Source organism: Mycobacterium sp. NGS57, from assembly GCF_059812405.1.
The window spans coordinates 431,665-455,464 of sequence record NZ_JCALCP010000002.1; the positions used below are offsets into that span (position 1 = coordinate 431,665).

Sequence of the window (23,800 nt, forward strand, 5' to 3'; positions counted from 1 at the left end):
GATGAGCGCCAACGATGTGGAACGGTATATGGGTTCAACGTTGGCAGCCCTCGGGTTTCGCCTCGATGAGGTGGACGCTGACGTCGAGTATGGCGAGCGCCCCGCATGGGCGGTGTTCTATCGGGGTCCTGCATGCAAACTTCAAGTGTGCTGGTCAGCTCGAGAAGGCGGGGTGGACTTCATGCTCGCATCGCTCGATGCACCGAACGAGTTCGGTCTCGTCAACGAGTCGAAGAAATGGCGCTTCATGCTGGCCCTCAGCGATGCAACCGACGACTTGGGGATGCCACCCCTGGGCGCGGCAACGGACAAAGTGTGGGAGTGGCGGAAGGCACTGTTCGATGCCCATTTCGACGCCGCTCAAAGCGCACTTTCGCGCCGGTAGTAGTACACCTGCCCCGGCCGCGGCCCGATTTGCACTCCTCAGCTGCGCGCAGAGTTCTCGACGATGATGTCGCAGGCGGTCTCGTAGAACGCGCTGATTAACGTCGAGAACGACAGCGCAAAGGGATGAATCATGTACACGTCCAACCGCTCCAGGGTCCAGTCCGGCAGCACGGGCACGATGCTTCCTTCGCGCAATTCGTCCGTGACGATGATCTGGTTAGGCATCGCCCCGACGCCGAGCCCCTGCAGGATGTACTGCTTGCATACCTGAAAGTTGTTGGCGCGAGCCCGGACCATGAGTGAAAGCTCTTGCCGCCGCTTGCTTTTCGCGATCGTCACCCGACGGGGCGTGTCGCCGATCCCGAAATCGATGAACGGCAGGTCATTCAATTGCGCCGGGGTGGTGATGGGTTCGTCGAGCCCGCGCAGGAAGTCCGGCGCGGCGCACAGGAACAGCTCCAGGCTGAAGACCTTCCGGGCGATCAGCGTGGAATCCTGCAGCGGGCCGGTCCCGAAGACCACGTCGAACCCGTCGTGCACGGGGTGAACGACGTTGTCCACCAAGCGAATGTCCAGCCGCGAATTGGGGTGGCGCTGCAGGAATTTGGCGCCGACGCGGGAGGCGTAGTCGATGCCGACGAAGACGGGTATCGCGACGCGCAGCTCACCCTGCGGCTCCTGCCTGCTGTCCTCCACCAGCGCGCGCACGCCGTTGGCCTCGGCCAGGATGTTGACGCCGTGGGTGTAGATCTTCTCGCCCAGATCGGTGACGCTGAGCTGATGCGTGTTCTTGCGCAGCAGCTTGATCCCCAGGTCCGACTCCAGCTTGCTGAGCTTGCGGCTGACGGTGGACTTGGGCATGCCCAGCAGCGTGGCCGCCTTGGACAGGCTGCGGCACTCGACCACCTTGCCGAATACCAGCAGGGCGTCGAGGTCGAACGGCAGGTTTTGTTCCATCGGCGTTCCAAAAATGCAACAGGGTGTTGCAATTGAAGGCCTATTTCGCCGCATCGGTCAAGTGCTACGTTTCTGCCGGTAGGGGACCGGGGCCTACCAAGAGGACGACGGAGGAGGCCTCATGAGTCAGGACGTCCTGGTGACCAAGCCGGCAAGCGGGCACTGGACCGACGCCTATCCCGAGCTGGGCCGCGGCCCGGTGTCCCTCGAGGACTGCGTCTCGCCGGAGTTCTACGACAAGGAACGCGAGCACGTCTTCCGCAAGACCTGGCTCTACGTGGGTCGCGTGGAGCGAGTCCCGAAGTCCGGCAGCTACTTCACCCGTGAGCTGAGGTTCCTGAACACCTCGGTCATCATCGTGCGCGGCAAGGACGACGTGATCCGGGCCTTCCACAACATCTGTCCACACCGCGGAAACAAGATGCTGTGGGAAGACGACCCGTTCGAGGAGGTGCAGGGCCGCGCGCCGCTGCTGTACTGCCGCTTCCACGGCTGGCGGTACAAGCTGGATGGCTCGCTGCACTCCGCGACGCGCACCGATCTGTTGCTCGACTTCGACGCCGACAGCTGCCGCGTGCCGTCGATCCACTGCGAGGTGTGGGAAGGGTTCATCTTCATCAACCTCAACCCGGACAACACCGAGCCGTTGCGCTCGTTCCTCGGCAAGCTGGCGCACGGCATCGAGGGCTACCCCTTTGCGGGGCCGCACCAGGTCTACCGGTTCAAGACCGAATTGCAGTGCAACTGGAAGATTTTCGTCGACGGCTTCGCCGAGAGCTATCACGGCCCCTACCTGCACGCGTCGTCGTTCGGCGCGCTTACCGCCGAGGCCCGCGACGCGTTCAACCAGCCGAACCCGTTCACCGACGCGCTGGCCTATCAGCTCGAGGGCCCGCACCGGATGTTCTCCTTCTCGGGCGAGCCGTCGCAAAAGACGCCGTACTCCAAGCCCATCGAGTGCGTGATGGAGGCGAGCGCGGCCGGCCCGTGGACCAAGCGCACCGACCGCGGCCCGATGCCGCCGGGACTCAACCCCACGCGCTCGGAGAAATACGGCTTCGATTCGTTTCAGTTCTTCCCCAACTTCGTGCTGATCTTCGGCTCGTCGGGTTTCAGCACGCACACGCATTGGCCGACGGGCCCGCACTCCCACATCTTCGAAGTCGAGATGTTCTACCAGCCGCCCACAACGCACAAAGAGCGGCTGGGGCAGGAGCTGACGGTGACGTTCCTCAACGACATCATCCTGGAAGACGCCAGCCCGTCCGAGGGCCTGCAGGCGATGCTCAACAGCCGGGCGCTGACGCACTTCACGATGAACGACGAGGAGATCCTGCTGCGTCACCTGCACAAGGTGGTCGGCGATTACGTCGCCGCCGGCGAGCAGGCAAAGGCGCGCCAGTGAACGCGCTTCTGCCGCAAGAGTTTTCCCGACTCGAGCACCTGGTCGCCGAATGGGCCATCGAGGACGGCCACGAGCGCTACGTCAAGCGCGTGAGCAGCTCCATGGCCGAGATCCAGGCGTTCTACGACGAGGTGTTCCCCCGGGCCGAGGAAGCGGTCGCCTACATCGACAAGTTCGACTATTCCGAGCCGCTGCCCGAGGACGTCGCGAACCTGCGCAACCTGCTGTACTCGTTGATCACCGTCTCGCTCGCGGTCGAGCTCTGGCGACAGCCGCGGGTGAAGCATTCGGCGAACACCATCCTGACCCGATTGAGCTGAGGCGCATGGGAACCCGAGCACGGCAACTCGAAATCGTCGACTGCACACCAACTATCGCCAGCGAGATCAGGACCGATCTGGATACGCTGCTCAGCGGTCGCGAAGCCGAGACGATCCGCGCCACGCTGCAGCGGCGTGGCGTGGTCTTCTTCCGCGGCCTGCAGATCAGCGACGAGCAGCAGGTCGCCATCGCCAAAACCCTTGGCAGCATTGTGCAGAACGAGGGGGAGGGCGGGATCTACAAGATCTCCCTCGACACGAGCGTCAACCAGCGGGCCGAGTACCTGAAGGGCTCGATGTTCTGGCATTTCGACGGCTCCCTGCAGCCGTACCCGAACCTCGCGACCCTGCTGCGCGCGGTGAAGCTGTCGGACTCCGGCGGCCAGACCGAGTTTTGCAACACCTACGCGGCATACGAGGACTTGCCGGATGCCGACAAGGACGCCATCGCCGAGCTTCGGGTGGTCCACAGCGCCGAGCGCTCGCAGTACTACGTCAGACCGGAGATGAGCTACGACGAGATCACCTTCTGGCAGAAGTCGCCGACGAAATCGTGCCCGATGGTGTGGACGCACCAATCCGGGCGCAAGTCGTTGCTGCTGGGCGCGACGGCGGACTACGTGATCGGGCTGCCGGTGGAGGAAAGCCGCGCGCTTCTGGCGCGCCTTCGGGACTGGGCCACCCAGCCGCACTACGTCTACCGGCACGAGTGGCAACTCGGCGACCTGCTGATCTGGGACAACACCGGCACCATGCACCGGGCGCTGCCCTATGCCGCCGACAGCGGTCGACTCATGCACCGCACGGTGCTCGCGGGCGAAGAGCCGCTGCATTGAAGCTGGGCATCGCGACGCCGGTCGTCACCAACGTCGCGGGTGCGGCGCTGACGTGGGAGCGCAACGCCACGATCGAAGACATCGGCCGCGCCGCCGAGGCCGCGGACCGGCTCGGCTATCACCATCTGACCTGCAGCGAGCACATCGGCATCCCGTCTGCCGAGGCCGCGCGGCGCGGATCCCGCTACTGGGATCCGCTTGCCACGCTCGGCTACGTGTCGGCGCGCACCCGACAGATCCGGCTCGTCACGATGACCCTGGTGCTCGGTTATCACCATCCACTCGCGATCGTAAAGCGTTACGGCACTTTGGATCACGTCAGCGGCGGCAGGGTGATCCTCGGCGTCGGCGTCGGCAGCCTCAAGGAGGAGTTCGACCTGCTGGGCGCGCCGTTCGACGACCGGGGAGCCCGCGCCGACGACGCCCTGAAGGCGCTGCGGGCGGCGCTGCCCACCAACGAGCCGGTGTACGAGGGCGAGTACTACTCGTTCGGCGGGCTCACGGTCGACCCCTGCGCGTTGCAGCCGCACCTGCCGATCTGGATCGGTGGGCGTACCAGGCGGTCGTTGCGGCGGGCCGTCACGCTCGCCGACGGGTGGTGTCCGTTCAACGTGTCCATCGCCACCGCCGCCGAGTGGTTGCGGGCCTGGGAGTTGCCCGCCGGATTCGAGGTCGTCCTGCCCGCCGAGCAACCGCTGGACCCCATGGGGCAGCCGTCGTTGACCACGGACACGCTGCAAACCATGGCCGCGGCCGGCACCACCACGGTGTCGGCCAGGTTCGTCCACCGCTCGCTCGAGCACTACCTCGAGCAGATCCACGCCCTCGCCGAGTTGCACGCCACGGTGTTCTAATACGGAATGTGGCGTAGATCACACTCGCCTGTTTCCCCGGACAAAAGGCCTTTAACGCTGGTAGAACGCACGTACTCGGTGCTGTTAAACGTGTGTCAACCAAGCGCGTATTGTGCGTCGGTGGGGCGCCGTGACAGCGGTTAAGGAGGAACCTGCCGTTGACCGCAGGTGTACACGACGCGACAGCGGCTGAACCGGCGATTGAGACAGACGGCAATGAACTGGCCGCTGTCGAGGATGAACTGGCCGCCGTCGACGTTGCCGTGGAGACCGACGTCGCGGTCGACACGACCATCACCACGAACGGTCACCAGGTCCCCGATCTCGTGGTCCTCACCCCGGCCGAGCCGGACGAACACCAGAGCCACCCGACGCAGCTGTCGATCGCCCGACGCGCGGCGACCCTGCTGGGTAGGCCGGTGCGGTACGGGGTCAACCAAACCGATTCGTCGTTGAAGACATTGGGCCGCTTCTTCGAGCTGGCCGTGCAGTCCTTCGCCTACCTGATCACGGATCTGGTCCGGCTGCGCCACCCGTGGCGGGACACCCTCAACCAGGCGTGGTTCATCATCAGCGTCACGGCGATACCCGCGCTGCTGGTGTCCATCCCCTTCGGGGTGATCGTGGCGGTGCAGGTCGGCAACTTCATCCAGCAGGTCGGCGCCTCCTCGATCTCGGGCGCGGCCGGCGGCCTCGGGGTGATCCGGCAGGGCGCGCCGATCGTCGCCGCCTTGCTGCTGGGCGGGGCGGCCGGCTCGGCCGTGGCCACCGACCTCGGCGCGCGCACCATCCGCGAGGAGGTCGACGCGCTGCGCGTCATGGGCATCGACCCGGTGCAACGGCTGGTCACGCCCCGGCTGGCCGCGATCGTCTTCGTGGCGCCGGTGCTGTGCTCCTTCATCATCTTCATGGGCCTGGCGGCCGGCTACGCCATCAACGTCGGCTTCCAATCCGGAACCCCGGGTAGCTACATCGCGTCTTTCGCGTCGTTCGCCAGCGTCGGCGACGTCGGGGTCGCCATGCTCAAGACCTGGCTTTTCGGCGTCGTGGTCATCCTGGTGGCCTGCCAGCGCGGCCTGGAGGCCAAGGGTGGTGCGCGCGGTGTGGCCGACGCGGTCAACGCCTCCGTGGTCATCGGCGTGGTCGCGGTGTTCGTCCTCAACCTGGTGATCACCCAGGGGTTGTCGATGTCCATGCCGCTGAGAGTCGGCTGATGGCTGCCCCGGCACGTTACCGGCCCACGCCCCTGCGGGCTTCGTCGTGGGTTGCCGAGCGCGGTGACTCCCTCATCCAGCGTCTCGGCCACCAGCTCACCTTCCTGTTCGAGGTGCTCGGCGCGATTCCGCAGACGGTCCGGCACTACCGGCACCAGATCGGGGTGCTGTTGGTCGACATGATCTGGGGGAACGGTTCACTGATCGTCGGCGGCGGCACCATCGGCGTGCTGGTGTTCATGGGCGCGGCCGTCGGCGGTTCGGTGGGGATCGAAGGCTACGGCGCCCTCGACATGGTGGGCATGGGCCCGCTGACCGGGTTCGTCTCCGCGTATGCCAACACCCGGGAGATGGCGCCGATGATCGCGGGCATCGGCTTCGCGGCCCAGGCCGGCTGCCGCATGACCGCCGAGATCGGCGCGATGCGGATCTCCGAGGAGATCGACGCGCTGGAAGCCCTGGGCATTCAGTCGATCCCGTTCGTGGTCACCACCCGGGTGATCGCGGGGATGATCACCATCGTCCCGCTGTACGTGGTGACGCTGGCGCTGAGCTACGTGTCTTGCGCGCTGGTGGTCAACGTGCTGCACGGGCAGTCGTCGGGCACCTACTACCACTACTTCGACTCGTTCATCCAGCCGTCCGACGTGGTGTTCTCGGTGCTCAAGGCGGCCACCTTCGTGACCCTGATCATCGCCATCCACGGCTATCAGGGCTACTACGCCAGCGGTGGTCCCGAGGGCGTCGGGCGGGCCTCCGGTCGAGCCATCCGGGCCAGCATCGTCACCGTGGTCGCCGCCGACATGGTCCTGACGCTGTTGTTCTGGGGCAACAGCCCCGGCATTCGGATCTCGGGATAGGGCATGCCGATATTTCCAGACCAAGGAGTGCGCGCGCCCAGTCCCCGCGCGTTGCGCATCCGGGGCCTGATCGCTGCCGTCGCGCTGGCGATCGCGGGCGTCACGCTGTATCAGCTGGGCACCGGCGGCTACTCCGACACGTTCAAGCTCACCGTGGTGACCGATGCGCTCGGTGAGGGCCTGACGCCGGGCGCGGAGGTGAAGTTCCGTGGCCTGACGATCGGGTCGGTGAAAGCGCTGCAATCGGTCGGTTACAACAAGCAGAAGATGACGGTCGAGCTCGAACCGGGCCAAGCGAAGGCCCTGGCGGCCGACACCACGGCCAGGTTCATGTCCTCGAACACCTTCGGCCTCGCTGCGGTCGAGCTGATCAGCAGCGGCACCGGGCCCCGGCTGCGACCCAACCAGACGCTGTTGATCGGCACCAACAACGCCCGGTCGACGTCCATCACCGGGTTGCTGCGCCAGGGCCAAAAACTCGGCCAGATCATGGACTCGCCCGATGTCGACCACATCGTCGAGGTGGTCCGCCGCCACGCCGACCTCACCGAGCCGGTGACGCGGTCCTACTTCGACCTGGTCAAGATGATCGTCGATTCCCAGAAAGTGCCGTTCTCCCAGTCACTTTCGGTGCTCGCGTCGGTGGTCAACGGCGCCAACGACTCCATCCCGCTCATCGGGCTGGCCTACGACCTGCTCAACGGGATGGCGTTTTTGGCAGAGCCCGACGGGGTCGCGCGCATGAACCTGATCATGGACCAGACCGCAAAACTGTTGTTCAACATGGACCGCACGTTCGCGAAGAACGTGTCATGGCTCGTCCCGATCTTCGGTTCGCTGGCCGACGTGCTGCTGCCGCTCACCTACATCATGGGCAGCGAGGCTCCCGTCTATGACCGGCTGTCGGGTCTGCTGGACCGCACCAGTGCGGCGTTCCCGATCGTCAACGGCAAGGTCCGTATGCAGATCGAGGTCGTCATGGACACGATGCCCGGGCTGCCGGCGGCCCTACCGACCGCGCCCGGACCGGAACCGCAGCGGGGCGGCCGATGAGAAGTGTCACCAAATCGGTGGTGTGGCTGACGGTTTTCAGTGCCGTCGCGGTGGTCTGTGCGCTCGTCGTGCTGACCGCCTTGCGTTCCCCGGTCACCGGCGCGGTTTCTAGCTACACCGCGGCGTTCTCGGACGTATCGGGGCTGTACGTCGGCGACGACGTGCGCATCTCCGGGGTCCAGGTCGGCAAGGTGCAAACAATCCGGCTCGACGGGCGGACCGCCAAGGTGGACTTCACCGCGCAAAACGATCACCCGGTGTTCGCCAACACCGTCGCCGCGGTGCGCTACCAAACCCTGCTCGGTCAGCGCTACGTGGAACTCGTCCAGCCGGCCAAGCCGGATCGACGGCTGCCGGCGGGGGGCACCCTTCCGCTGGGGCAGACCATCCCGTCGTTCGATGTGGCCAAGCTGTTCAACGGGTTTCGGCCGATCTTCCAAACCCTCGACCCCGCCCAGTTCAACCTGCTGGGGGAGAACCTGCTGCGGCTGATCCAGGGCGACGAAGCCGGCGTCGGCCCGTTTCTGCACGACCTCGAGGTCATTTCCCGGTTGGCCGTCGACCGCAAAGCGGTCATCACCGCGATGATCCGCAACCTCAGCGCGATCTCGAAGGATTTGGGCGGCAAGTCAGACCAGCTGTTCCATCTGATCGCCACGCTCAACGAGGTGGTGACGCGGTTCGCTTCCAAGGGTGAGGAATTCCGTGACGCGCTGGAGAGCGGACTGCCGGTCCTGCGCAACAGCGCCCACCTTTTGCAGTACTTCGAGCGCATTGTCGACGGGACGAAGGTCCCGCTCTACGACCTGTTCAGCCGGATGTGGCCGCAGACCGCGACGATCATCTCGGGCCTGTCGTTGATGCCGTCGCTGATCCAGGGGCTGCGGGACTCACTGGTCGACGACAAAGCCGCCACCCCAACGTTTTCCTGCTCACACGGCGAAGTCGCCCTGCCGGGAATCGGGCAGGTGTCGTTCGCGCAGCAGAACCTGGTGGTGTGCCGGTAATGATGTTCGGCAAGCGGCTGGGGCGACGGCGCGTGGTGCTCGACGAGCACGCCGCCGCCGTCCGCAGCCGCCGGCAGGGCATCCTCGGTGTCGTCGTCATCCTCGCGGCGTTGGCCGGCACCGCGATGGCCTATTTGAATCCGTCCGGCCAGACCGGGTACATGGCGCACCTGTCCAATTCCGGCGGCGTGCGCGCCGGCGACCAGGTGCGGATCGCCGGCATCCCGGTCGGGAAGGTCACCGGCGTGCGGCTCGCCGGCGGCGTCGTCGAGATGAACTTCGACGTCATGCGCTCGGTGGTGGTGGGCTCGGAATCCACCCTGGACGTCAAGCTGCTGACCCCGCTGGGCGGGCACTACGTGGCTCTCGACCCGAAGGGAGCCCTGCCGTTGGGCCGCAACGTGATTCCGCCACAGCGCATCACGTTGCCGTTCGAGGTCAACGACATCATCCAGGCGGCGACCCCGCTGATCAAGGAAGTCGACGGCCAGGTCATCCACGACACCTTCACCGAGGTCGCCAACGCGGCCAACAAGTACCCCAACGCGATACGCGACCTGCTGCGCTCGGCCAACGCGTTGACCACGTCACTGAGCGAGTCCACCGAGGAGTTCCACCGCACCCTGGACTTCGCCGACAACGGCCTGCGGGCCATGGTCGCCGGACGTCAACAGCTCATCACGCTGTTCGAACAGGTCGACATCCTGGGCAGGACGTACACCGCGAAGTCGGTCGATATCGTCGAGTTCTTCGGCCTGCTCAAGGAATTATCGCGCGTCCTCGACCGCATCGGTGTCTTCTATGCGCGGGAGGTCGCGCCGGTCGGCAACGGCATCGACGACATCACCGACACGCTGACCGCCCACCCCGAGCGCATCGGCGAGGCGCTCGAGGGCCTCGGACAGACCCTCAACATCCTGGTCCCGATGCTCAGCGGCAACGGGGTCGTCTTCGACCAGCACAACCGGCTGGTGCCCGGACAGGACCTGTGCCTGCCCAACCTCATGAGGAACTGTTGAGATGACCAGGATGTCGGCGCTCGGCTCGCGGCTGCGGTCCCCATGGGGTATCGCAACGGTGGTGGCCGTCGTCGCCGCCGTCACCACGGCGGCGGTCATCGGGGCAAAGCTGGTGATGCCGAGCAACACCCGGGCGATGTGCGCCGAACTGACCGATGCCGTCGGGCTGTATCCGGGCAACAAGGTGGCGCTGCTGGGCATCGAGGTCGGTTCGACGACAGCGATCGTCAACAAGCCCGCCTTCGTCGAGGTCGACTTCACGGTGCCCGCCGACCTCGACCTGCCTGCCGATGTCGGCGCGGTCACCTACTCGCAATCGATTGTCACCGACCGCCATATCGAACTGACCAAGCCCTACACCGGTGGCCCGAAGTTCACCGGGCCGGGGTGCATCAAGCTGAAGTCCACCAAAACCCCGATCAGTGTCAGCGAAACCTTCGCCGCCATCGGCAAACTCGCCGATGCGGTCCTTGGCCCCCAGGACGGTCGGGACCCGTCGAAGGCGCCGGGCGTGCAGGCCATCAACGACAGCTTGCACGCGGCCAGCCGCTCGCTGGACGGCACCGGGGCCGGCATCAACAAGACGCTGCGCAATCTGGTCACCATGCTGGCCGACCCCTACAAGGCCGACGCCGACTATCGGGCGCTGTTCGAAAACGGTGAGATCCTCACCTCGGACTTCCTCAGGAACTGGGACAGCTTCGCGTCGGTGATCCAAACGCTTCCCGCCACAACCCAATTGATCGAGGGCCTGTCGGACAACTTCGGGGCCGCCATCAGCTATATGACACACATGCTGCCGATCTTGGTCGAGATGATGAACCGGTTCGGACCGCGGATCTACAAGAAGATCGAAAAGCTGGTCTCCTGGGTGCAGCGGGTGCTGAACGCTCACGGCCCGGCCGTCCTCGCCACCGTCAATTCGTGGCCGCAGTTCAGCCACTGGCTGACCGACATCTACGAGCCGGCCTGGGGCACCCACAACGTCACCTATATCCCTCCGCAGGTGGCGATTTCACCGTCGCAGGCCGGCGCCATCTGCGACGGGCTGCAGCGACGCCACATCCCCGGCGCCGCGGCGGCGTGCGCGTCGGGCGCCAGTTCGGATCCGGTCACGCTCGGCCTGACCGACCTCATCCTGGGGGCTGCGCTGTCATGACCCGCCGATGGACGCACGCGGCCCGAATATTGCTGGCCGCGGCAGCGATCAGCCTGACGGCGGCGTGCTCACTGGATCCGACCCGTCTGCCGGTGCCGGGCGCCTACACCCCCCATCACCCGTTCCGGGTCAAGATCGAATTCTCCAGCGTGCTCAACCTGCCCGCGCGCGCCAAGGTCGACTCCGGGGGAGTGCAGATCGGCGTGCTCGACCACGTGCAGCTCGACGGCAATACGGCGGTCGCTTTCGTCGACATGGCCGGCGGCAGCAGCCTTCCCGGCAACACCCGCGCCGAACTGCGCCAGGCCACCCCGCTCGGTGACATCTACATCGCGCTGCTGCCGCCGGACAGTCCGTCGCCGACCGTGCTGCACGACGGCGACACCATCCCGTTGCGCAACACCGCTCCGGCCGCCAACGTCGAAGACGTTCTGCGGTCGGTGTCGAACCTGGTGGCCGGCGGCACGATCGGCACGCTGCAAGATACCGTCGTCAACTTCAACAAGGCCTTCCCGAAAGAACCCGGCGAGCTGACCCGGATCCAGCAGACCGTCGGCGGCGTACTGAACGACTTGGCGGCCAACCAGGACACGATGAACGGAATCCTGTCCAGCCTGGAGAACATCAGCGCCAGCCTGGCGTCCAATACCGCGGTGTTCAACCGGCTGGTCATCGAGGGCCCCCCGAAGCTGGAAGGCCTGTCCGCGGTCACACTGGCGATCCTGCATGTCGTCGCGGACTCCAAAGACGTCGGCGAACTCGGCGGACAAATTGTCAACCCGGTAACGGGCGACTTGATGCAGATCCTGTCCTACATCACACCGTGGATCAACACGGTGGCGACCGCCGATACGACCATCCCTGTGCTCGCCGACAAGCTGATCGCGTTCCTGCACTACAAGCTCCTCGGGTTCTTCCGCAACGGCGGTCCGAAATACATTGTCTCCGAACTTCATCCACCGACCGGCCACGAGGGCGTGGACCCCGCCGACAAGGCGGACGCGGCGGTCTCCGCGATGCGGACGATGGGACTGCTGCCATGAAATTCAACGCCCGCATCACGCTGGCCATCCTGACGGCGCTGACGCTGCTCGGTGCGGCCTACATGGCGGTCGGCGTGCTGGACATGGGCCCGACCAAAGAGGTAACCCGACTTACCCTGCTGCTCAACACTTCCGGCGGCCTGCTGCCCACATCGGAGGTGACGATGCGCGGCGTCAAGGTCGGCCGCGTGACGGGCATCCGGACCACTGCGGCGGGGCTGGCGGTCTCGATCGACCTCGACCGTTCCCACCCGGTGCCCGCCAACAGCGCGATCAGCGTGGAGAACCTCTCGGCGGCGGGTGAACAGTACATCGACTTCAAGCCGAAACTGATTGCGCCGCCATACTTTGCCGACGGGACGGTGATCCCCCCCGACCGGGTGGCACCGATGGTCACCGGCGCCGACCTGCTCACCAAGGGCAATGCCCTGATCTCGGCGCTTAACCCCGATCACGCGCGCACCGTGATCAGCAATATCGGCGTGGCATTCGCCGACAACGACGGCACCCTCGATTCCCTGGCTACCACCGCCGGGTTGACGGCCAAGGTCATTCACGACGACAAGCTGTTGATGGCAACCCTGTTCGGCAACGTCGCCACGTTCACCACCAACCTGGGTGAGATCAATGCCGGCGAGATCATCAGCGAGACCGGCAAGCTGCTGCCGCGCTCGGTGCCGGCGTTCTTGCGGCTGATCCACGAAATCGAAACCCTCTCGCACAGCGGGATCGGTGTGGTGGGCCCCGACGACGCGGCCGGGATTCTGGTGACCAAGCTCGGCGAATACCTCGACATGCTGGCCGGCCCGCTGAGTACCCTCGCGCCCGTCCTGCAGCCCGCGGTCGCACCGCTGCGCGACGTCAAGGTCGATGCCGGGCACTGGCTCGACTTCTGGGAATCGACCTTCAACGACACCGGCGGCATGCGGGTGCAACTCAACGTCCCCGATTGGCACCAGTGACAGGAAAAGAAAGAACGGACATGGCCAACTCGACGATCAAAGACGACACCAAAGACGAAAAGGTGGACGACACCGAGCTTGACGCCGCAGATAGCGACGAATCCCGGCCCGGCCGACTGGCCAGGCTGCGGCCCGAGCGGCCGGGTCGCTGGGTCGCGGCCGTCCTGGCGGTGGCGGTGATCGCCGGCGGCGCGTTCGGGTTCATCGAATATCGCAAGGTGACCGGCCAACTCGCGCAGTTGCGCCGAGACCAGGCCGACCGCGCCGCGGCGGCGCAGCTGGCCAAGGAGTATGCGCAGAAGTCGCTGACCTACACCTTCGAAGACCCGGGCGCCTTCTTCCGCTCGGTCGAAGACGGTGTGTGCCAACAGCTTAAGGACAAATACGTCAACGCCTCCGACCTGCTCAAGGGCATCATGCTGCAGGCGCAGGTGAGCTCCACCGGTGAGGTGCTGGCGACCGACGCGACCGCCCAGCCGGGCGGGGCCTACCAGGTGGTGGTGTCGGCGCATCAAACCACGCGCAACCTGCAAAACCCGACGCCGAAGGTATCGATCATCCTGCTGCAGGTCACGGTCAACAAGGTGGGCAACGCGTTTCAGGTTTGCGACATCGGACCCAAGACCGGCGCGCACCCCCCCGTCGAGCAGCAGCTCCCGCCGGAGCTCGCCCCGGCTCCCGTCCAGCCGGCTCCGAAGCGGTAGGTGCGCGGCCGTGCAGCGGCTCTCATTGCTGGCCGTTGCGGTGACGATGGCTACCGCGGGCGTCGTCGGTCCCGCGTACCCCGCGGCGACCGCTGACACCGCACTGCCCCCGTGCCCGCAGGGCCCGGCGCTGATCAGTCCGAAAGCCACGTCGCCGCATACGGATTGCCGCCTGCACTCCGGTTCCCTCGATTTCGCCGTCACCTACTGGACCGCGCCGGAGTTGCCCGGGCCCCGGGCGGCGAAGGTCGTCGTGACCGATCCGTCGGGCGGGGTGGTGCAAACCATCGACGAGCTGTTGCAGCCGACGAGCCCGGGGGGCGTCGGGATGCAGGACCTCGACGGCGACGGCCGCGACGAGCTGATCGTCCCGATCGCCCGAAACCCGTTCAACGGCAGCCCGAACACGCTGTTCTCGGTGTGGCGCGCACCGGATGACCGCCTGCACTACGAACGCACCCAGATGGTCGGTCAGGCCATTTATCCCAGTGGCGACGGCTATCTGGTTACCAACGGCGGCGGGCTGGACAGCCGCGACCTCACGTACTATCTGCCGACCGGAGCCGGGTACACGCTCGTCGTGGTGTTGACCATCGAAGCCGAGGAGGTGGACCCGGACACGCACCGGGTCCTGACCGTCGTCTGCCGCGCCCACCAGGAAGACGGCCTGCACGCGGTGAACATGAACCTCCGTCAGGCCGAGGAGACGTTCTGCGCGTCACCGGCCGCCATGGCGATCTGGCCCGACGCCCAGCGCATCGAAATCCGGCGCTGGCGCCAGGGGCAGCAACGGTAGCCGGTCCCTAGGGCGCGCAGAAGTCGCGGGAAGCGGCCAGTTGCCGTCTGGCTTCGGCGAGATCGCCGGCGAGTTGTTCCGGGTTCGACGGCCGGTAAACATCGCTGCCGTCGATCTGCGACGCCAGCATGCCCGATCGGACCCGCAGATCGATCGCCGCCGGAACGGTCACGCCGTGCAGCGGCGCCAGCGCGTTGCGGATCTGTCCCGCCACCCACGACGGCGTCCCCGTCGGGGACACCGCGTTGAACCAGGGTTCCAGCCGATCGGTCACCGGCAGGATGACGCCGCATTCCCAGTCGCCGACGGCCGCCGCCGGGGCAGCCGTCAGCATCGCGGCCGCGGCAACCGCGAGCGGCACACCCAGAATTCGTCGGGCACGTCGAGACATCGGCCCTACCTTCGCATTCCGCCGGCCGTTGTGTCGACACTTTGCCCAAGTTCATTGCCCGCGAGAGTCCCCAAAATGCCAACAATTACCGGCGCGTCGTGTGCAAACACGCGCGCTCGCCGGGGGAGGGGTACGCGGCCGGACGGTAATCTCCTGGAATGGAGCGCATCATTCAGGGGATGTGGGATCGGTTTGGCGCCCGGTATCTCTGGGCATGCAGCGTGTTCGCGTTTGTCATTTCGCTGCCGATCTACTCGGTATTCGTATCGTTGCCGATCGTCGCGTTCGAGAAGTCCGATCATTACGTCGAGGTCGGAGTCGTCACCATCGTCGCGGTGGTGGTACTCGTATGCATCTTTATCCTCCCGGGTCGCCAATGGGCGCGCCCCGTGCAGCGGTGGGCGGCGGGCCACAACGTCGATCGAGCCGCCGCGCTGGAGGGCACCTACATCTACACCCGAAAAGCATCCGTCCGAGCGGTGTGGGGCGCCGGTGTCTGGGCAGCCGCGCTCGCGGTCGTCGTCGGAGTGCTCGCCGGAGCGCACGGGACACGGCTGGTGCAATACGGCATCGTCGCCGGTGTCCTGGTGGCGGCCATTCAGCTGGTCGCCTATCACAGCATCGTGGAGGGAGCGTTCCGCCCGGTCAGGATCGCCCTCGCCGGTGACACGGGGCTCGGGGATTCGCTGCCACGGTCCCGCCCCACTTTCGCCGGGCGCTCAAACGTGGCAGTAGTTGCCGCCACGTTTGCATACGGCGCCGGAGGGGCATTGCTTGCCGCAGCGTCCAATCGAGTCAGCGCTGCCCCCATCCTGTCCGTGGTGATCGGGGGTGCAATGGCGATTGCATTCGCGGTGCCGGTGACCGTAGGTTTCGGATTCTCGAGGTCGCTGCAACCCATCCGCGACCTCGCCAAGGGCGCCGAACGCGTTGCGGCGGGGGACTTTGGCCAGCGCCTGCCCGTCGTGCAGGACGACGACCTCGGAGCCCTGTCGGCGTCGTTCAACCGCATGCAGGCGGGTTTGGCTGAGCGACAACGGCTTCAGGGCGCGTTCGGCACCTACGTCGACCCGGCGCTGGCCGCGCGGCTGCTCGAGCAGGGCGACGACGTGTTCAGCGGCGAGCGGCGCGAGGTGACCGTGATGTTCGTCGACATCCGGGATTTCACCCCGTTCGCCGAGGCGAACACCGCCGAGGACACCGTCGCCCGGCTCAACGCCCTGTTCGAGATCGTGGTGCCCGCCGTCGTCGATGCGGGTGGGCATGTCAACAAATTCCTCGGCGACGGGGCGCTGGCCGTCTTCGGTGCACCCAATGACCTTGCGGGACACGCCGACTCGGCGGTGTCCGTTGCCGTCAAGATTCAGCGTCTCGTCGCGGAGCGCTTCGGCGACGCGCTTCGGATCGGCATCGGGATCAACACCGGCGCGGTGATCGCCGGCACCATCGGTGGGGGAGGCAAGCTGGAGTTCACCCTCATCGGTGACACCGTCAACGTCGCCGCCCGCGTCGAGCAGCTCACCAAGTCCACCGGCGACGCGATCCTGCTCACCGGATCGTGTGTCGACGCGCTGGCCGACCGGCCTTCGGGCCTCGTCGACCGCGGCTCGCACGCGTTGAAGGGCAAGTCAGCCGCAGTGCAGGTGTTCACACTCGGTGCGGCGCAAGCTAATTGCCCGCCTCGATAGCGGCGACCCGCGCGGCGGCGTCGGGTCCGCAGAAGCGCTGCAGGTCGACGCCCCCGGCGGCCAGCAGCCCGTCGATGCGCCGCTTGAGGTCGCCCGAGGTCAGATGCGCATACAGGTTGGCGCCCGGGCACGACGTCTGGGCAAAGTCGCGATGGCCGGCCAGTGTGTCGGTGGAGACGCGAAAGTTCTGGGCGGCCCACGCGAATGCGACGGCGGCGCCGTGCAATTGGGCCTCCGACACCGCCTCCTGGTCGAAGTCTCCCTCGCACAGGACCAGGAAGTGTCCGGTGGTGTCGTAGTCCGTCGCGGTGTCGCCGGCGATCGCGGTGTTGCGCAGTTCGTACAGGTTGCCGTTGCGGTCGACGCCGACGTGGTACGCGATGTCGATCCAGCCCAGCTGATCCTGGTGGTAGTGCTGATCCTGGCGTAACCGGCCCGGGGCGTTGCGGTTGTCGCCGAGAACGACCGCCTCGTGGTGGAGGGTCATCCGCTTGATGGTGTGAGGTCGCCCGCCGGGGCGGGCCGGCCGCGCGCCCCAGGCGTCCCGGCACAGCAACTGAGCAGACGCGGCAGGCGGACCCGCCGCAGCCGTACTCGAGCATCCGCCGAGCACGGACGCCAGGCCGACGCCGCCGACTACCCGGAGCAGCTGGCGGCGGTCGACGAAAACCACCGCGTCACTTCGCCGCGCTCGGGCAATAGGCGCCGACAGCGGCCTGCGCGAAATGCTCGGCGTCGTCATGCGTGAAGCGCTTCGGCCACCGATTGCCGGCGGTGATGTCCTGCGTCTGCGCGTCCATGATGTTGGTCACCGTCAACTCCAGCGATTGGGGCCGCGGTGGCAACAGCAGAAAGCAGGTGTGGTGGCCCAACTCCATGTACCGCTGACGGATACCGGCCTTGCCGTTGTCCGTGATGCCGTAGCTGTCCAACGTGGACATGAATTGAGCGTCGGCCCCGTCGGCCGGGGACAGCCCCGCCGCTGACGGACTGATCGTCACCGTCTGCGGTCCCGGCGATGTCGCCGTCTTGTCCCGGGACAGGTAGACGCCGACGGAGATCAGCCCCGCCAGGGCGGCCACCGCGAAGGCTGCGGCGCCGATGAGGACCGCCACGGGCGCCTGGCGGGTTCGAGTCGCCGGCCGACGCGGATGAGACACCGCTCCGGTTGGGGCATCGCGGCCGTCGACAGTCATGCGCAGCCTCTCGCCCGGGTAACTCGAGGTCCAATCAATCTCGCACCGTTTGCATTCCAGAGTTCATCAGCCTGGCGGCCGATGTCGAAGTCTGTCACGGTTGCGGCGGTCCGTACAGGCTGCCCGGGGTCCCGGGAGGCCGCGTGCGATTCATGGCCAACTCGAATCCGTCTCGACGATGCGCCGATCGTATCGCTGACGCTGCACCGCGCCTAGCATTTCGGGCCTTTTACGATCCGCCAACCAGGTTGTTGTGCTGCGGGCAGTACGCGCGCACGGAGAGGGTCACGTACGTGTCGGCGTCGAGCCCGGGATTGCTGGCACGAAACGACGCGACGATCTGGGGCACCGTCATGCCCTGGCGGATGTCGTCGCAGACCACCTTTCCGTTGTGAACGGCGGCCGCGGGATTGGCGAACGAGATGCCGTGGTCGTTCAGGTCCTGCACGTACTTGTCGTCCTGGTCCGGCGTGGACGCGATGGACGACGGCGCGGCGGCGGAGGCCGACGGTGTCGTCGGGGCGGGTGCCGCGCTGCCGTTCGCCGGCTGCGGCGGCCCCTCGGATGTCGGGCTCGCCAGCCAAAACGCCAGCACGATTCCCCCGGCCAGCGCGAGCCCACCCAGCAGCAGCGCGGCGGCCTTGCGCCAGGTGGCGCTCCACGATTCGCGGTCGGCGAGTCCTGCGCCGTCGGCGCGGTTGAGCGCGAACGTTTCGTCGCCAGCCGGGGACGGCTCGGCCATGACGGTCATGGTAGCCATCGTCAACCGATCGTGAGAGCCTCACGTGAGGTTGAAGCCATGTCGTGTGGGGGTGCGCGTTATGTCAGTCGCGATGAATAGCCTGCGGCGCGTGCTGCAGTACGAGGTCACTGTCGGCGCGCTGATCGAGCTGGCGTTGTGGCTCGCGATTCCGTACCTGTGCATCGGCTTCGTCTGGGCTGTCCTGCATGGCGATGAAACGCAGCGGATTCAAACGCGCCTGGAGGGCGCGGTGCCGTTGGGCGCCGACGTCGCGGCCTTCGGCGTGACGGCGGCGTTGTGGCCGGCTTCGATCCAGATCGCCGATGCATGCCCGGTCAGGTGACCGGCGGGTGCCGCTAGCTGGCGGCGGTTTCGCAGCGGGTGACGTGGTCGATTGTGTGCGGTGCGACGCCCAGTCCGCGCAAGCAGAACCGCAGCGCACGGTCACGGATCACCGTGCGATCCCAGCGGTGCGTCGCCCACTGCCGCTGGGTGCCGGCCCACACCACGCCGTGGATGGACTTGGCCGCGGTGGCCGGGACGATGTCTTCGAACACGCCAAGTTCCAGTCCTCGCTCGAGCTGCTCGACGAGCGGTTCGAGAACCGCGCTGTATGCGGGCGCGGTCATCTCCGGCGAGGAGAACGCTTTGGAGTGGGCCTCGAGGGTCAGCCGGCGCCGACCGAGGTCGGTGCCGTCACCGAAGGCGAGTTCTAGTCGCCCGTCGATCCAGGCGACGACGGCCTCCACCGGGTCGGCGGCGTCCGCCATTCTTGCTCGCAGCCTTTGGGTTTCCATGCGAGCCAGTTCCAGAAAGACCGCCGACACCAGCTGGTCCTTCGACTCGAAGTGGCGGTAGAACGCGCGCGTGCTCAGCTGCGCGCGCTCCAACACCGCGGCGATGCTGAGTCCACGGACCCCGTGGTCGTGCATGGAGCTGGACGCGGCTGTCAAAATGGCGCATCGCACATCGGGGTCGGGAGCGAGCTTGTTGCGCCTGGCTGGGACGGCCGGATCAGACATGTGTGTCACAGGTGCGTAGGTACCCCCGTACTCGGTTATTGAAAACGTCCTTTTCCTAGTGAAAACGATCGCTTTCACTAGGCTGCGGCCTTTCGCCGCCCGGGCTAACCGACAGCCTCCTCGTCCGCGGTGACTTGTTCGATCGTGTGCGGTGCCACGCCCAGCCCGCGCAGGCAGAAGCGCACGGCGCGGTCGCGGACGTGCTCGCGGTCCCAGTGGTTCACCGCCCATTGCCGTTGCGTGCCGGCCCAGACCACGCCGTGGATCGACTTGGCCGCGGTCGCCGGAATGATGTCCTTGAACACCCCGAGTTCCAGGCCGTGCTGAAGCTGCTCGATGAGCGGCTCGAGGATCGCGCTGTAGGCGGGAGCCACCATGTCGGGTGAGGAGACCGCCTTGGACTGCGCCTCCAGCGACAGCTGGCGCAACTCCGCCTTGATGTCTTCGTCGAAGGCGAGGTCTAGTCGCCCGTCGATCCAGGCGGCGACCGCGTCGACCGGGTCGGTGGCGTGCGACATCCTCGCCCTCAGCCGCGCCACCTCGGTGCGCGTCAAGTCGAGGAAGACCGCCGCGACCAACTGGTCCTTGGAATCGAAATGCCGATAGAAGGCGCGGGTGCTCAGCCGCGCGCGCTCCAACACCGCGGCGATGCTGAGCCCTCGAACCCCCTGCTCGCGAACCGATTTCGACGCGGCATCCACGATGGCGCGGCGCACCTCCGGATCGGGCGCGAGCTTTTTCCGCCGCGGTGTGACCGCATGGCCGACGAATTGCTGCCGACGCGCGAGCGGATCCCCCTGTCCCGTCATAGTTAAGCAAAATAAACCGCGAACCGTTCGTACACATGCACTTTCGTAAAGCCCAAGCCGATCTACTAATCGCCGAGCGCGTGCGCGACCCGGACTGATGTTGCCGGAACGCCATTAGACGAATGCACAATAGTTACGTTCAAGATCAAACTGAAAGCCCTTGTGCCTGGTCGCTCAGTTTTTCGGTATCGCAACCGCCGGCGGGCAACACGTCGCGGCAAATCCATTGGCGCCAAAACACGTTTGCGGCCTTCCATGACCCAGCCGTTACATTCGTCGCGCCGACCGTCAGGAGGCCGGTCATCGAAAGCCGAACTTTCGGTGAACAATAGTTCGCTTCCACACCCGGCATATGACGACCGGTTTTTTCGCCGCCGGCCCGCCGGGTTGGTCTAGGCTGCGGCCATGTCGATTGACCGCGCCGGGCTCCTCGCCGGGACCATCCGCCTCGCGTCGGGTGTCTCCTTTCTTGTGGACCCGCTCCGGGCGAACCGGTTGTGGGGCGATATGGAGGAGCCGACGCCGACGGCGCGACTGCTGCTGCATTCGATGGGCTATCGCGATGCGCTGATCGGCGGGCTCCTCGCGGTCGCCGCCCTGCGCGGCAGGGGCACCCGCGGCTGGTTCCTCGCCTCGGGTGGCGCCGACGCGGCCGACCTGCTCGGGGGGTTGCGGGTGCATCGGGAGTTGCAGCCCGTGCAGCGGCTCGTCGGCCTGGGCGGCGCCGCGGTCGGCATCGGGGTCGGGCTTTGGGGCGCGACCCGCCGGATCCCGGCCGAGCCGCGTGACGAGAGTTCGCGACGCTAACGCAATCTCAAGTGCCGCAAAACGTTTGGTACTTCCCGAACTCCTCCGGCGCCGGGCTGGCGTAGCGCTCAAGGCCTGGTCGTTCCACGTAGGGCGCGCCGACAGCATCGAGCAGCCGCACCAGAGGGTCGAGGTCGTCGGCCGTCGCCGCGGCCGGCGCCTCCTCGACCAGGTGGTTGCGGGGGATGTAGATCGGGTTGATGCGGTCCATCGCGTCGGCGTCGGGGCCCAAGGCTCGCCAGCGCGACGCCCAGTCGTCGAAGCCCGCGAGGTTGGCGAACAGTCCACGCGCGGACTCGGGATTGCCCCGCGCCGCTCGACCCAGGTGGCGGAAGAAGGAGGTGAAGTCGACGTGGCTCTCCTGTAGCAGTGCGAGCACGTCGTCGACCAACGGCGTGACGATGCCCGCCTCGAGGTCGGCGGGCAGGCCCAGTTTGGCGCGCATGCCTGAGGACCACACGGCGTCGTAGGTGGGCCGGAACACCCCGAACGCCTCCTCGGCCAGCGCCACCGATTCCTCAATGTTGTTGGACAGCAACGGAAGAAGGGCCTCGGCGAACCGTGCCAAGTTCCACCCCGCGACCACCGGCTGGCTGCCGTACGCGTAGCGCCCCCAGAAATCGATCGAACTGAAGACCGTCTCCGGGTCGTACGCCTCCATGAAGGCGCAGGGTCCGTAGTCGATGGTTTCGCCGGAGATCGTCATGTTGTCGGTGTTCATCACCCCGTGGACGAACCCGATCAGCATCCAGCGGGCGATCAGCGCCGCCTGGGCGGTGACCACGGCTTTGAACAGCGCCAGGTACGGGCGGTCGGTCTGCGCCGCGTCCGGATGGTGGCGCGCGATCGCGTGGTCGGCGAGCCGGCGCAGCAGGCCGACGTCGCCGGAGGCCGACACGTATTGGAAGCTCCCGACGCGCAGGTGGCTGCTGGCGACGCGGGCGAGGACGGCGCCGGGCAGCACCGTCTCGCGCTGCACCGGTCGCCCGGTGGCGACCACGGCCAGCGACCGCGTCGTCGGGACACCCAGTGCGTGCATCGCTTCGCTGACGACGTATTCGCGCAGCATCGGTCCGACCGCGGCCAGGCCGTCGCCGCCGCGGGCGAAGGGGGTGGGACCGGACCCCTTCAGATGGATGTCGCGCAGGCGCCCGTCGGCGTCGACGAGCTCGCCGAGCAGCAACGCGCGGCCGTCGCCCAGCCGCGGGATGTAGCCGCCGAACTGATGCCCGGCATAGGCCTGGGCCACCGGGATGGCACCATCGGGGACCAGGTTGCCCACCAGGAAACGCAGGCCCTCCGGCCCGCGCAGCCAGGCGGCGTCGAGGCCGAGCTCCGCGGCCAGCGACTCGTTGAGGGCGAGCAGCCGGAGTTCGGGGGCCGTCTCCGCCTGCCAGCGCACGGCCAACTCCGGCAACTCGCGGAAGAACCGGTCGTCTAACGCGACGGTGGTGACGGGTGCGACGCTCACCTCACCGAGACTACGGAAAGCCCCGGGCTAGCCGATCGCCTGCGCGATCAGGTCGCGGGCGCGGTCGAGCATCGAGGCGAACGGCCCGACGGCGAAGTTGAGCTTCGCCGACTCCACCCCCGGATGCGGCCGGGTGGGCGCGATGGCCTCGGCCGCGCGCACCGCCGCGCCCATCCGCTTGAGGTCGTCGGTGTCGACGTTGCGCTCCAGCACGGGGAATTCCTCGTCCTCCTCGTGCCGGGCGTGGTCGAGCACTGCGTCGCGCAGCTTGGTGATCTCGTCGAGGAACTGCTGCGAGGTGACGTCGAGTTTTTCGATGGCGGACAGCAATTCCTTTGCCTCGTGCTCTTCTTGCAGCCGCGCGTCCACGATCGCGTCGCCGGCGTCGGCCTCGCGGCGCACCCGGGGATGCACCACCATCTCCTCGGCCGTTTCGTGTACGGCCAGCAGCTGGCGCAATTCGATGAACGGCGCCTCGCGCGCCTGGGGGTCCGATGCGTGCAGCACGTCGTCGAACATGTCCTCGATGAGGTTGTGCTGTGCCTTGAGGAACGCGACGACTTCCTCGGGTGATTGGACGATCATCTCGGCCATCGCCGATACCTCCGGTGATAGGGGATTGAGGGGGCGGGCTTCGGGCTGTGCACCGCTGCGCCAGGCGTACCCGGCGGGGGGACGTGTAAACGCGGGTGCCATGCCGCGCGGACCCCCGCCAGACGCGCCCAGCGTCTGGCGGGGGCCGCCAAGGAACCGGCTAGACGGCACCCCCGCGCGGTGTGGTTGTCCCGACACCGGTCACCGCGTTGGCGTCCCTGCGGCGCTTCAGCCCCACGAGCCCACCCAAGCCGAGGAGGCCGAGCAGCCCCCACAAACCTGAGTTGTCGCTGTGCTGCTGCTGGTCATTGTTGTTGTCCGCCAAAGTTGTCGTGGTTGGCGACGGCGCCAGAGCATTCTCGACGGTGGCGTTGGCGACGCCGGCCCCGCCGAACAACAGCGCTCCGGTCGCCGAAATGACTGCAATGGTTTTGCGCATGATTACTCCTGAATGGGTTCTCTCGATCGAGACGGGATGACCGAGACAGAGTTCGGGGCCAGTTC

The 23,800-nt window shown here is 66.7% G+C and carries 28 protein-coding genes; 18 read left to right on the forward strand and 10 right to left on the reverse strand.

From position 1 onward, the window contains the following. Position 1: 1 nt before the first annotated feature. Positions 2–385: a hypothetical protein gene (locus tag AC5Y43_RS05505; RefSeq protein WP_499970097.1), complete on the forward strand. Its 384-nt coding sequence runs from the start codon at positions 2–4 to the stop codon at positions 383–385. Positions 386–423: 38 nt separating this feature from the next. Here AC5Y43_RS05505 and AC5Y43_RS05510 read toward each other — a convergent pair whose 3' ends face one another. Next, positions 424–1,344, reverse strand: coding sequence for a LysR family transcriptional regulator (locus AC5Y43_RS05510; RefSeq protein WP_499970099.1), 921 nt, complete (start codon positions 1,342–1,344; stop codon positions 424–426). A 121-nt stretch (positions 1,345–1,465) separates the two neighbouring features. Here AC5Y43_RS05510 and AC5Y43_RS05515 point away from each other — a divergent pair, with 121 nt between their 5' ends. The 14 genes from AC5Y43_RS05515 to AC5Y43_RS05580 all read left to right on the forward strand — a co-directional run bounded on the left by AC5Y43_RS05515 (position 1,466) and on the right by AC5Y43_RS05580 (position 14,576). Next, positions 1,466–2,749, forward strand: a complete 1,284-nt coding sequence (locus tag AC5Y43_RS05515) for an aromatic ring-hydroxylating oxygenase subunit alpha (RefSeq protein ID WP_499970101.1) — start codon at positions 1,466–1,468, stop codon at positions 2,747–2,749. Next, positions 2,746–3,069, forward strand: a complete 324-nt coding sequence (locus tag AC5Y43_RS05520; RefSeq protein ID WP_499970103.1) for a hypothetical protein — start codon at positions 2,746–2,748, stop codon at positions 3,067–3,069. The genes AC5Y43_RS05515 and AC5Y43_RS05520 overlap by 4 nt, the downstream gene beginning before the upstream one ends. A 5-nt stretch (positions 3,070–3,074) precedes the next feature. Beyond that, entirely contained in the window at positions 3,075–3,905 is an 831-nt protein-coding gene (locus AC5Y43_RS05525; RefSeq protein ID WP_499970104.1) for a TauD/TfdA dioxygenase family protein, read from the forward strand. Further along, positions 3,902–4,759, forward strand: coding sequence for a TIGR03619 family F420-dependent LLM class oxidoreductase (locus AC5Y43_RS05530; RefSeq protein WP_499970106.1), 858 nt, complete (start codon positions 3,902–3,904; stop codon positions 4,757–4,759). Before AC5Y43_RS05525 ends, AC5Y43_RS05530 begins: the two co-directional genes overlap by 4 nt. 293 nt (positions 4,760–5,052) lie before the next feature. Continuing rightward, complete coding sequence (locus tag AC5Y43_RS05535; RefSeq protein WP_499970464.1) at positions 5,053–5,973, forward strand: MlaE family ABC transporter permease; 921 nt, start codon at positions 5,053–5,055, stop codon at positions 5,971–5,973. Continuing rightward, the gene (locus AC5Y43_RS05540; RefSeq protein ID WP_499970107.1) at positions 5,973–6,833 is read left to right on the forward strand and encodes an MlaE family ABC transporter permease; all 861 of its coding nucleotides are present in this window, start codon (positions 5,973–5,975) and stop codon (positions 6,831–6,833) included. The genes AC5Y43_RS05535 and AC5Y43_RS05540 overlap by 1 nt, the downstream gene beginning before the upstream one ends. 3 nt (positions 6,834–6,836) lie before the next feature. After that, positions 6,837–7,886: an MlaD family protein gene (locus AC5Y43_RS05545; RefSeq protein ID WP_499970109.1), complete on the forward strand. Its 1,050-nt coding sequence runs from the start codon at positions 6,837–6,839 to the stop codon at positions 7,884–7,886. After that, positions 7,883–8,893, forward strand: coding sequence for an MCE family protein (locus tag AC5Y43_RS05550; protein WP_499970111.1), 1,011 nt, complete (start codon positions 7,883–7,885; stop codon positions 8,891–8,893). Before AC5Y43_RS05545 ends, AC5Y43_RS05550 begins: the two co-directional genes overlap by 4 nt. Next, positions 8,893–9,912 (forward strand): MlaD family protein, encoded by a 1,020-nt coding sequence (locus AC5Y43_RS05555; RefSeq protein WP_499970466.1) that lies wholly within the window; start codon positions 8,893–8,895, stop codon positions 9,910–9,912. Before AC5Y43_RS05550 ends, AC5Y43_RS05555 begins: the two co-directional genes overlap by 1 nt. Before the next feature lies 1 nt (position 9,913). Next, the gene (locus AC5Y43_RS05560; protein ID WP_499970112.1) at positions 9,914–11,071 is read left to right on the forward strand and encodes an MlaD family protein; all 1,158 of its coding nucleotides are present in this window, start codon (positions 9,914–9,916) and stop codon (positions 11,069–11,071) included. After that, a complete protein-coding gene (locus AC5Y43_RS05565) occupies positions 11,068–12,114 on the forward strand; it encodes an MlaD family protein (RefSeq protein WP_499970114.1) in 1,047 nt (348 codons plus the stop codon). The genes AC5Y43_RS05560 and AC5Y43_RS05565 overlap by 4 nt, the downstream gene beginning before the upstream one ends. Beyond that, the gene (locus AC5Y43_RS05570; RefSeq protein ID WP_499970116.1) at positions 12,111–13,076 is read left to right on the forward strand and encodes an MlaD family protein; all 966 of its coding nucleotides are present in this window, start codon (positions 12,111–12,113) and stop codon (positions 13,074–13,076) included. Before AC5Y43_RS05565 ends, AC5Y43_RS05570 begins: the two co-directional genes overlap by 4 nt. A 20-nt stretch (positions 13,077–13,096) precedes the next feature. Then, positions 13,097–13,780 carry a hypothetical protein gene (locus AC5Y43_RS05575; protein ID WP_499970118.1) on the forward strand — a complete coding sequence of 228 codons (684 nt, stop codon included), beginning with the start codon at positions 13,097–13,099 and terminating at the stop codon, positions 13,778–13,780. A gap of 10 nt (positions 13,781–13,790) precedes the next feature. Further along, complete coding sequence (locus AC5Y43_RS05580; protein WP_499970120.1) at positions 13,791–14,576, forward strand: hypothetical protein; 786 nt, start codon at positions 13,791–13,793, stop codon at positions 14,574–14,576. A gap of 7 nt (positions 14,577–14,583) precedes the next feature. Here the strand turns inward: AC5Y43_RS05580 and AC5Y43_RS05585 are convergent, their stop codons facing one another. Then, positions 14,584–14,967, reverse strand: coding sequence for a hypothetical protein (locus AC5Y43_RS05585; protein WP_499970121.1), 384 nt, complete (start codon positions 14,965–14,967; stop codon positions 14,584–14,586). A gap of 158 nt (positions 14,968–15,125) precedes the next feature. Here AC5Y43_RS05585 and AC5Y43_RS05590 point away from each other — a divergent pair, with 158 nt between their 5' ends. Next, positions 15,126–16,655, forward strand: a complete 1,530-nt coding sequence (locus AC5Y43_RS05590; RefSeq protein WP_499970122.1) for an adenylate/guanylate cyclase domain-containing protein — start codon at positions 15,126–15,128, stop codon at positions 16,653–16,655. Here the strand turns inward: AC5Y43_RS05590 and AC5Y43_RS05595 are convergent. The 3 genes from AC5Y43_RS05595 to AC5Y43_RS05605 form a co-directional block, all read right to left on the reverse strand. Further along, complete coding sequence (locus AC5Y43_RS05595) at positions 16,636–17,268, reverse strand: N-acetylmuramoyl-L-alanine amidase (protein ID WP_499970468.1); 633 nt, start codon at positions 17,266–17,268, stop codon at positions 16,636–16,638. The two genes, AC5Y43_RS05590 and AC5Y43_RS05595, sit on opposite strands and share 20 nt — an antisense overlap. A gap of 64 nt (positions 17,269–17,332) precedes the next feature. Further along, positions 17,333–17,770 carry a DUF732 domain-containing protein gene (locus AC5Y43_RS05600; protein WP_499970124.1) on the reverse strand — a complete coding sequence of 146 codons (438 nt, stop codon included), beginning with the start codon at positions 17,768–17,770 and terminating at the stop codon, positions 17,333–17,335. 310 nt (positions 17,771–18,080) lie between these two features. Next, positions 18,081–18,593 carry a DUF732 domain-containing protein gene (locus tag AC5Y43_RS05605; RefSeq protein ID WP_499970125.1) on the reverse strand — a complete coding sequence of 171 codons (513 nt, stop codon included), beginning with the start codon at positions 18,591–18,593 and terminating at the stop codon, positions 18,081–18,083. 79 nt (positions 18,594–18,672) lie between these two features. Here AC5Y43_RS05605 and AC5Y43_RS05610 point away from each other — a divergent pair, with 79 nt between their 5' ends. Then, positions 18,673–18,936 (forward strand): hypothetical protein, encoded by a 264-nt coding sequence (locus tag AC5Y43_RS05610; RefSeq protein WP_499970126.1) that lies wholly within the window; start codon positions 18,673–18,675, stop codon positions 18,934–18,936. A gap of 13 nt (positions 18,937–18,949) precedes the next feature. Here the strand turns inward: AC5Y43_RS05610 and AC5Y43_RS05615 are convergent, their stop codons facing one another. Together AC5Y43_RS05615 and AC5Y43_RS05620 are read right to left on the reverse strand one after the other, a co-directional pair. Continuing rightward, positions 18,950–19,615, reverse strand: coding sequence for a TetR/AcrR family transcriptional regulator (locus AC5Y43_RS05615; RefSeq protein ID WP_499970128.1), 666 nt, complete (start codon positions 19,613–19,615; stop codon positions 18,950–18,952). Positions 19,616–19,719: 104 nt separating this feature from the next. Beyond that, positions 19,720–20,424, reverse strand: coding sequence for a TetR/AcrR family transcriptional regulator (locus AC5Y43_RS05620; protein ID WP_499970130.1), 705 nt, complete (start codon positions 20,422–20,424; stop codon positions 19,720–19,722). Positions 20,425–20,829: 405 nt separating this feature from the next. On the opposite strand from AC5Y43_RS05620, the gene AC5Y43_RS05625 reads away from it, so the two are divergent. Beyond that, complete coding sequence (locus tag AC5Y43_RS05625) at positions 20,830–21,231, forward strand: DUF4267 domain-containing protein (protein WP_499970132.1); 402 nt, start codon at positions 20,830–20,832, stop codon at positions 21,229–21,231. 7 nt (positions 21,232–21,238) lie between these two features. On the opposite strand, the gene AC5Y43_RS05630 is transcribed toward AC5Y43_RS05625, so the two are convergent. From AC5Y43_RS05630 to AC5Y43_RS05640, 3 genes are all read right to left on the reverse strand, one after another. Next, positions 21,239–22,702: a protein adenylyltransferase SelO gene (locus AC5Y43_RS05630; protein WP_499970133.1), complete on the reverse strand. Its 1,464-nt coding sequence runs from the start codon at positions 22,700–22,702 to the stop codon at positions 21,239–21,241. Between the two features lie 27 nt (positions 22,703–22,729). After that, complete coding sequence (locus tag AC5Y43_RS05635) at positions 22,730–23,296, reverse strand: hemerythrin domain-containing protein (protein WP_499970135.1); 567 nt, start codon at positions 23,294–23,296, stop codon at positions 22,730–22,732. A 160-nt stretch (positions 23,297–23,456) separates the two neighbouring features. Continuing rightward, complete coding sequence (locus tag AC5Y43_RS05640; RefSeq protein WP_499970138.1) at positions 23,457–23,735, reverse strand: WGxxGxxG family protein; 279 nt, start codon at positions 23,733–23,735, stop codon at positions 23,457–23,459. Positions 23,736–23,800: the final 65 nt, after the last annotated feature.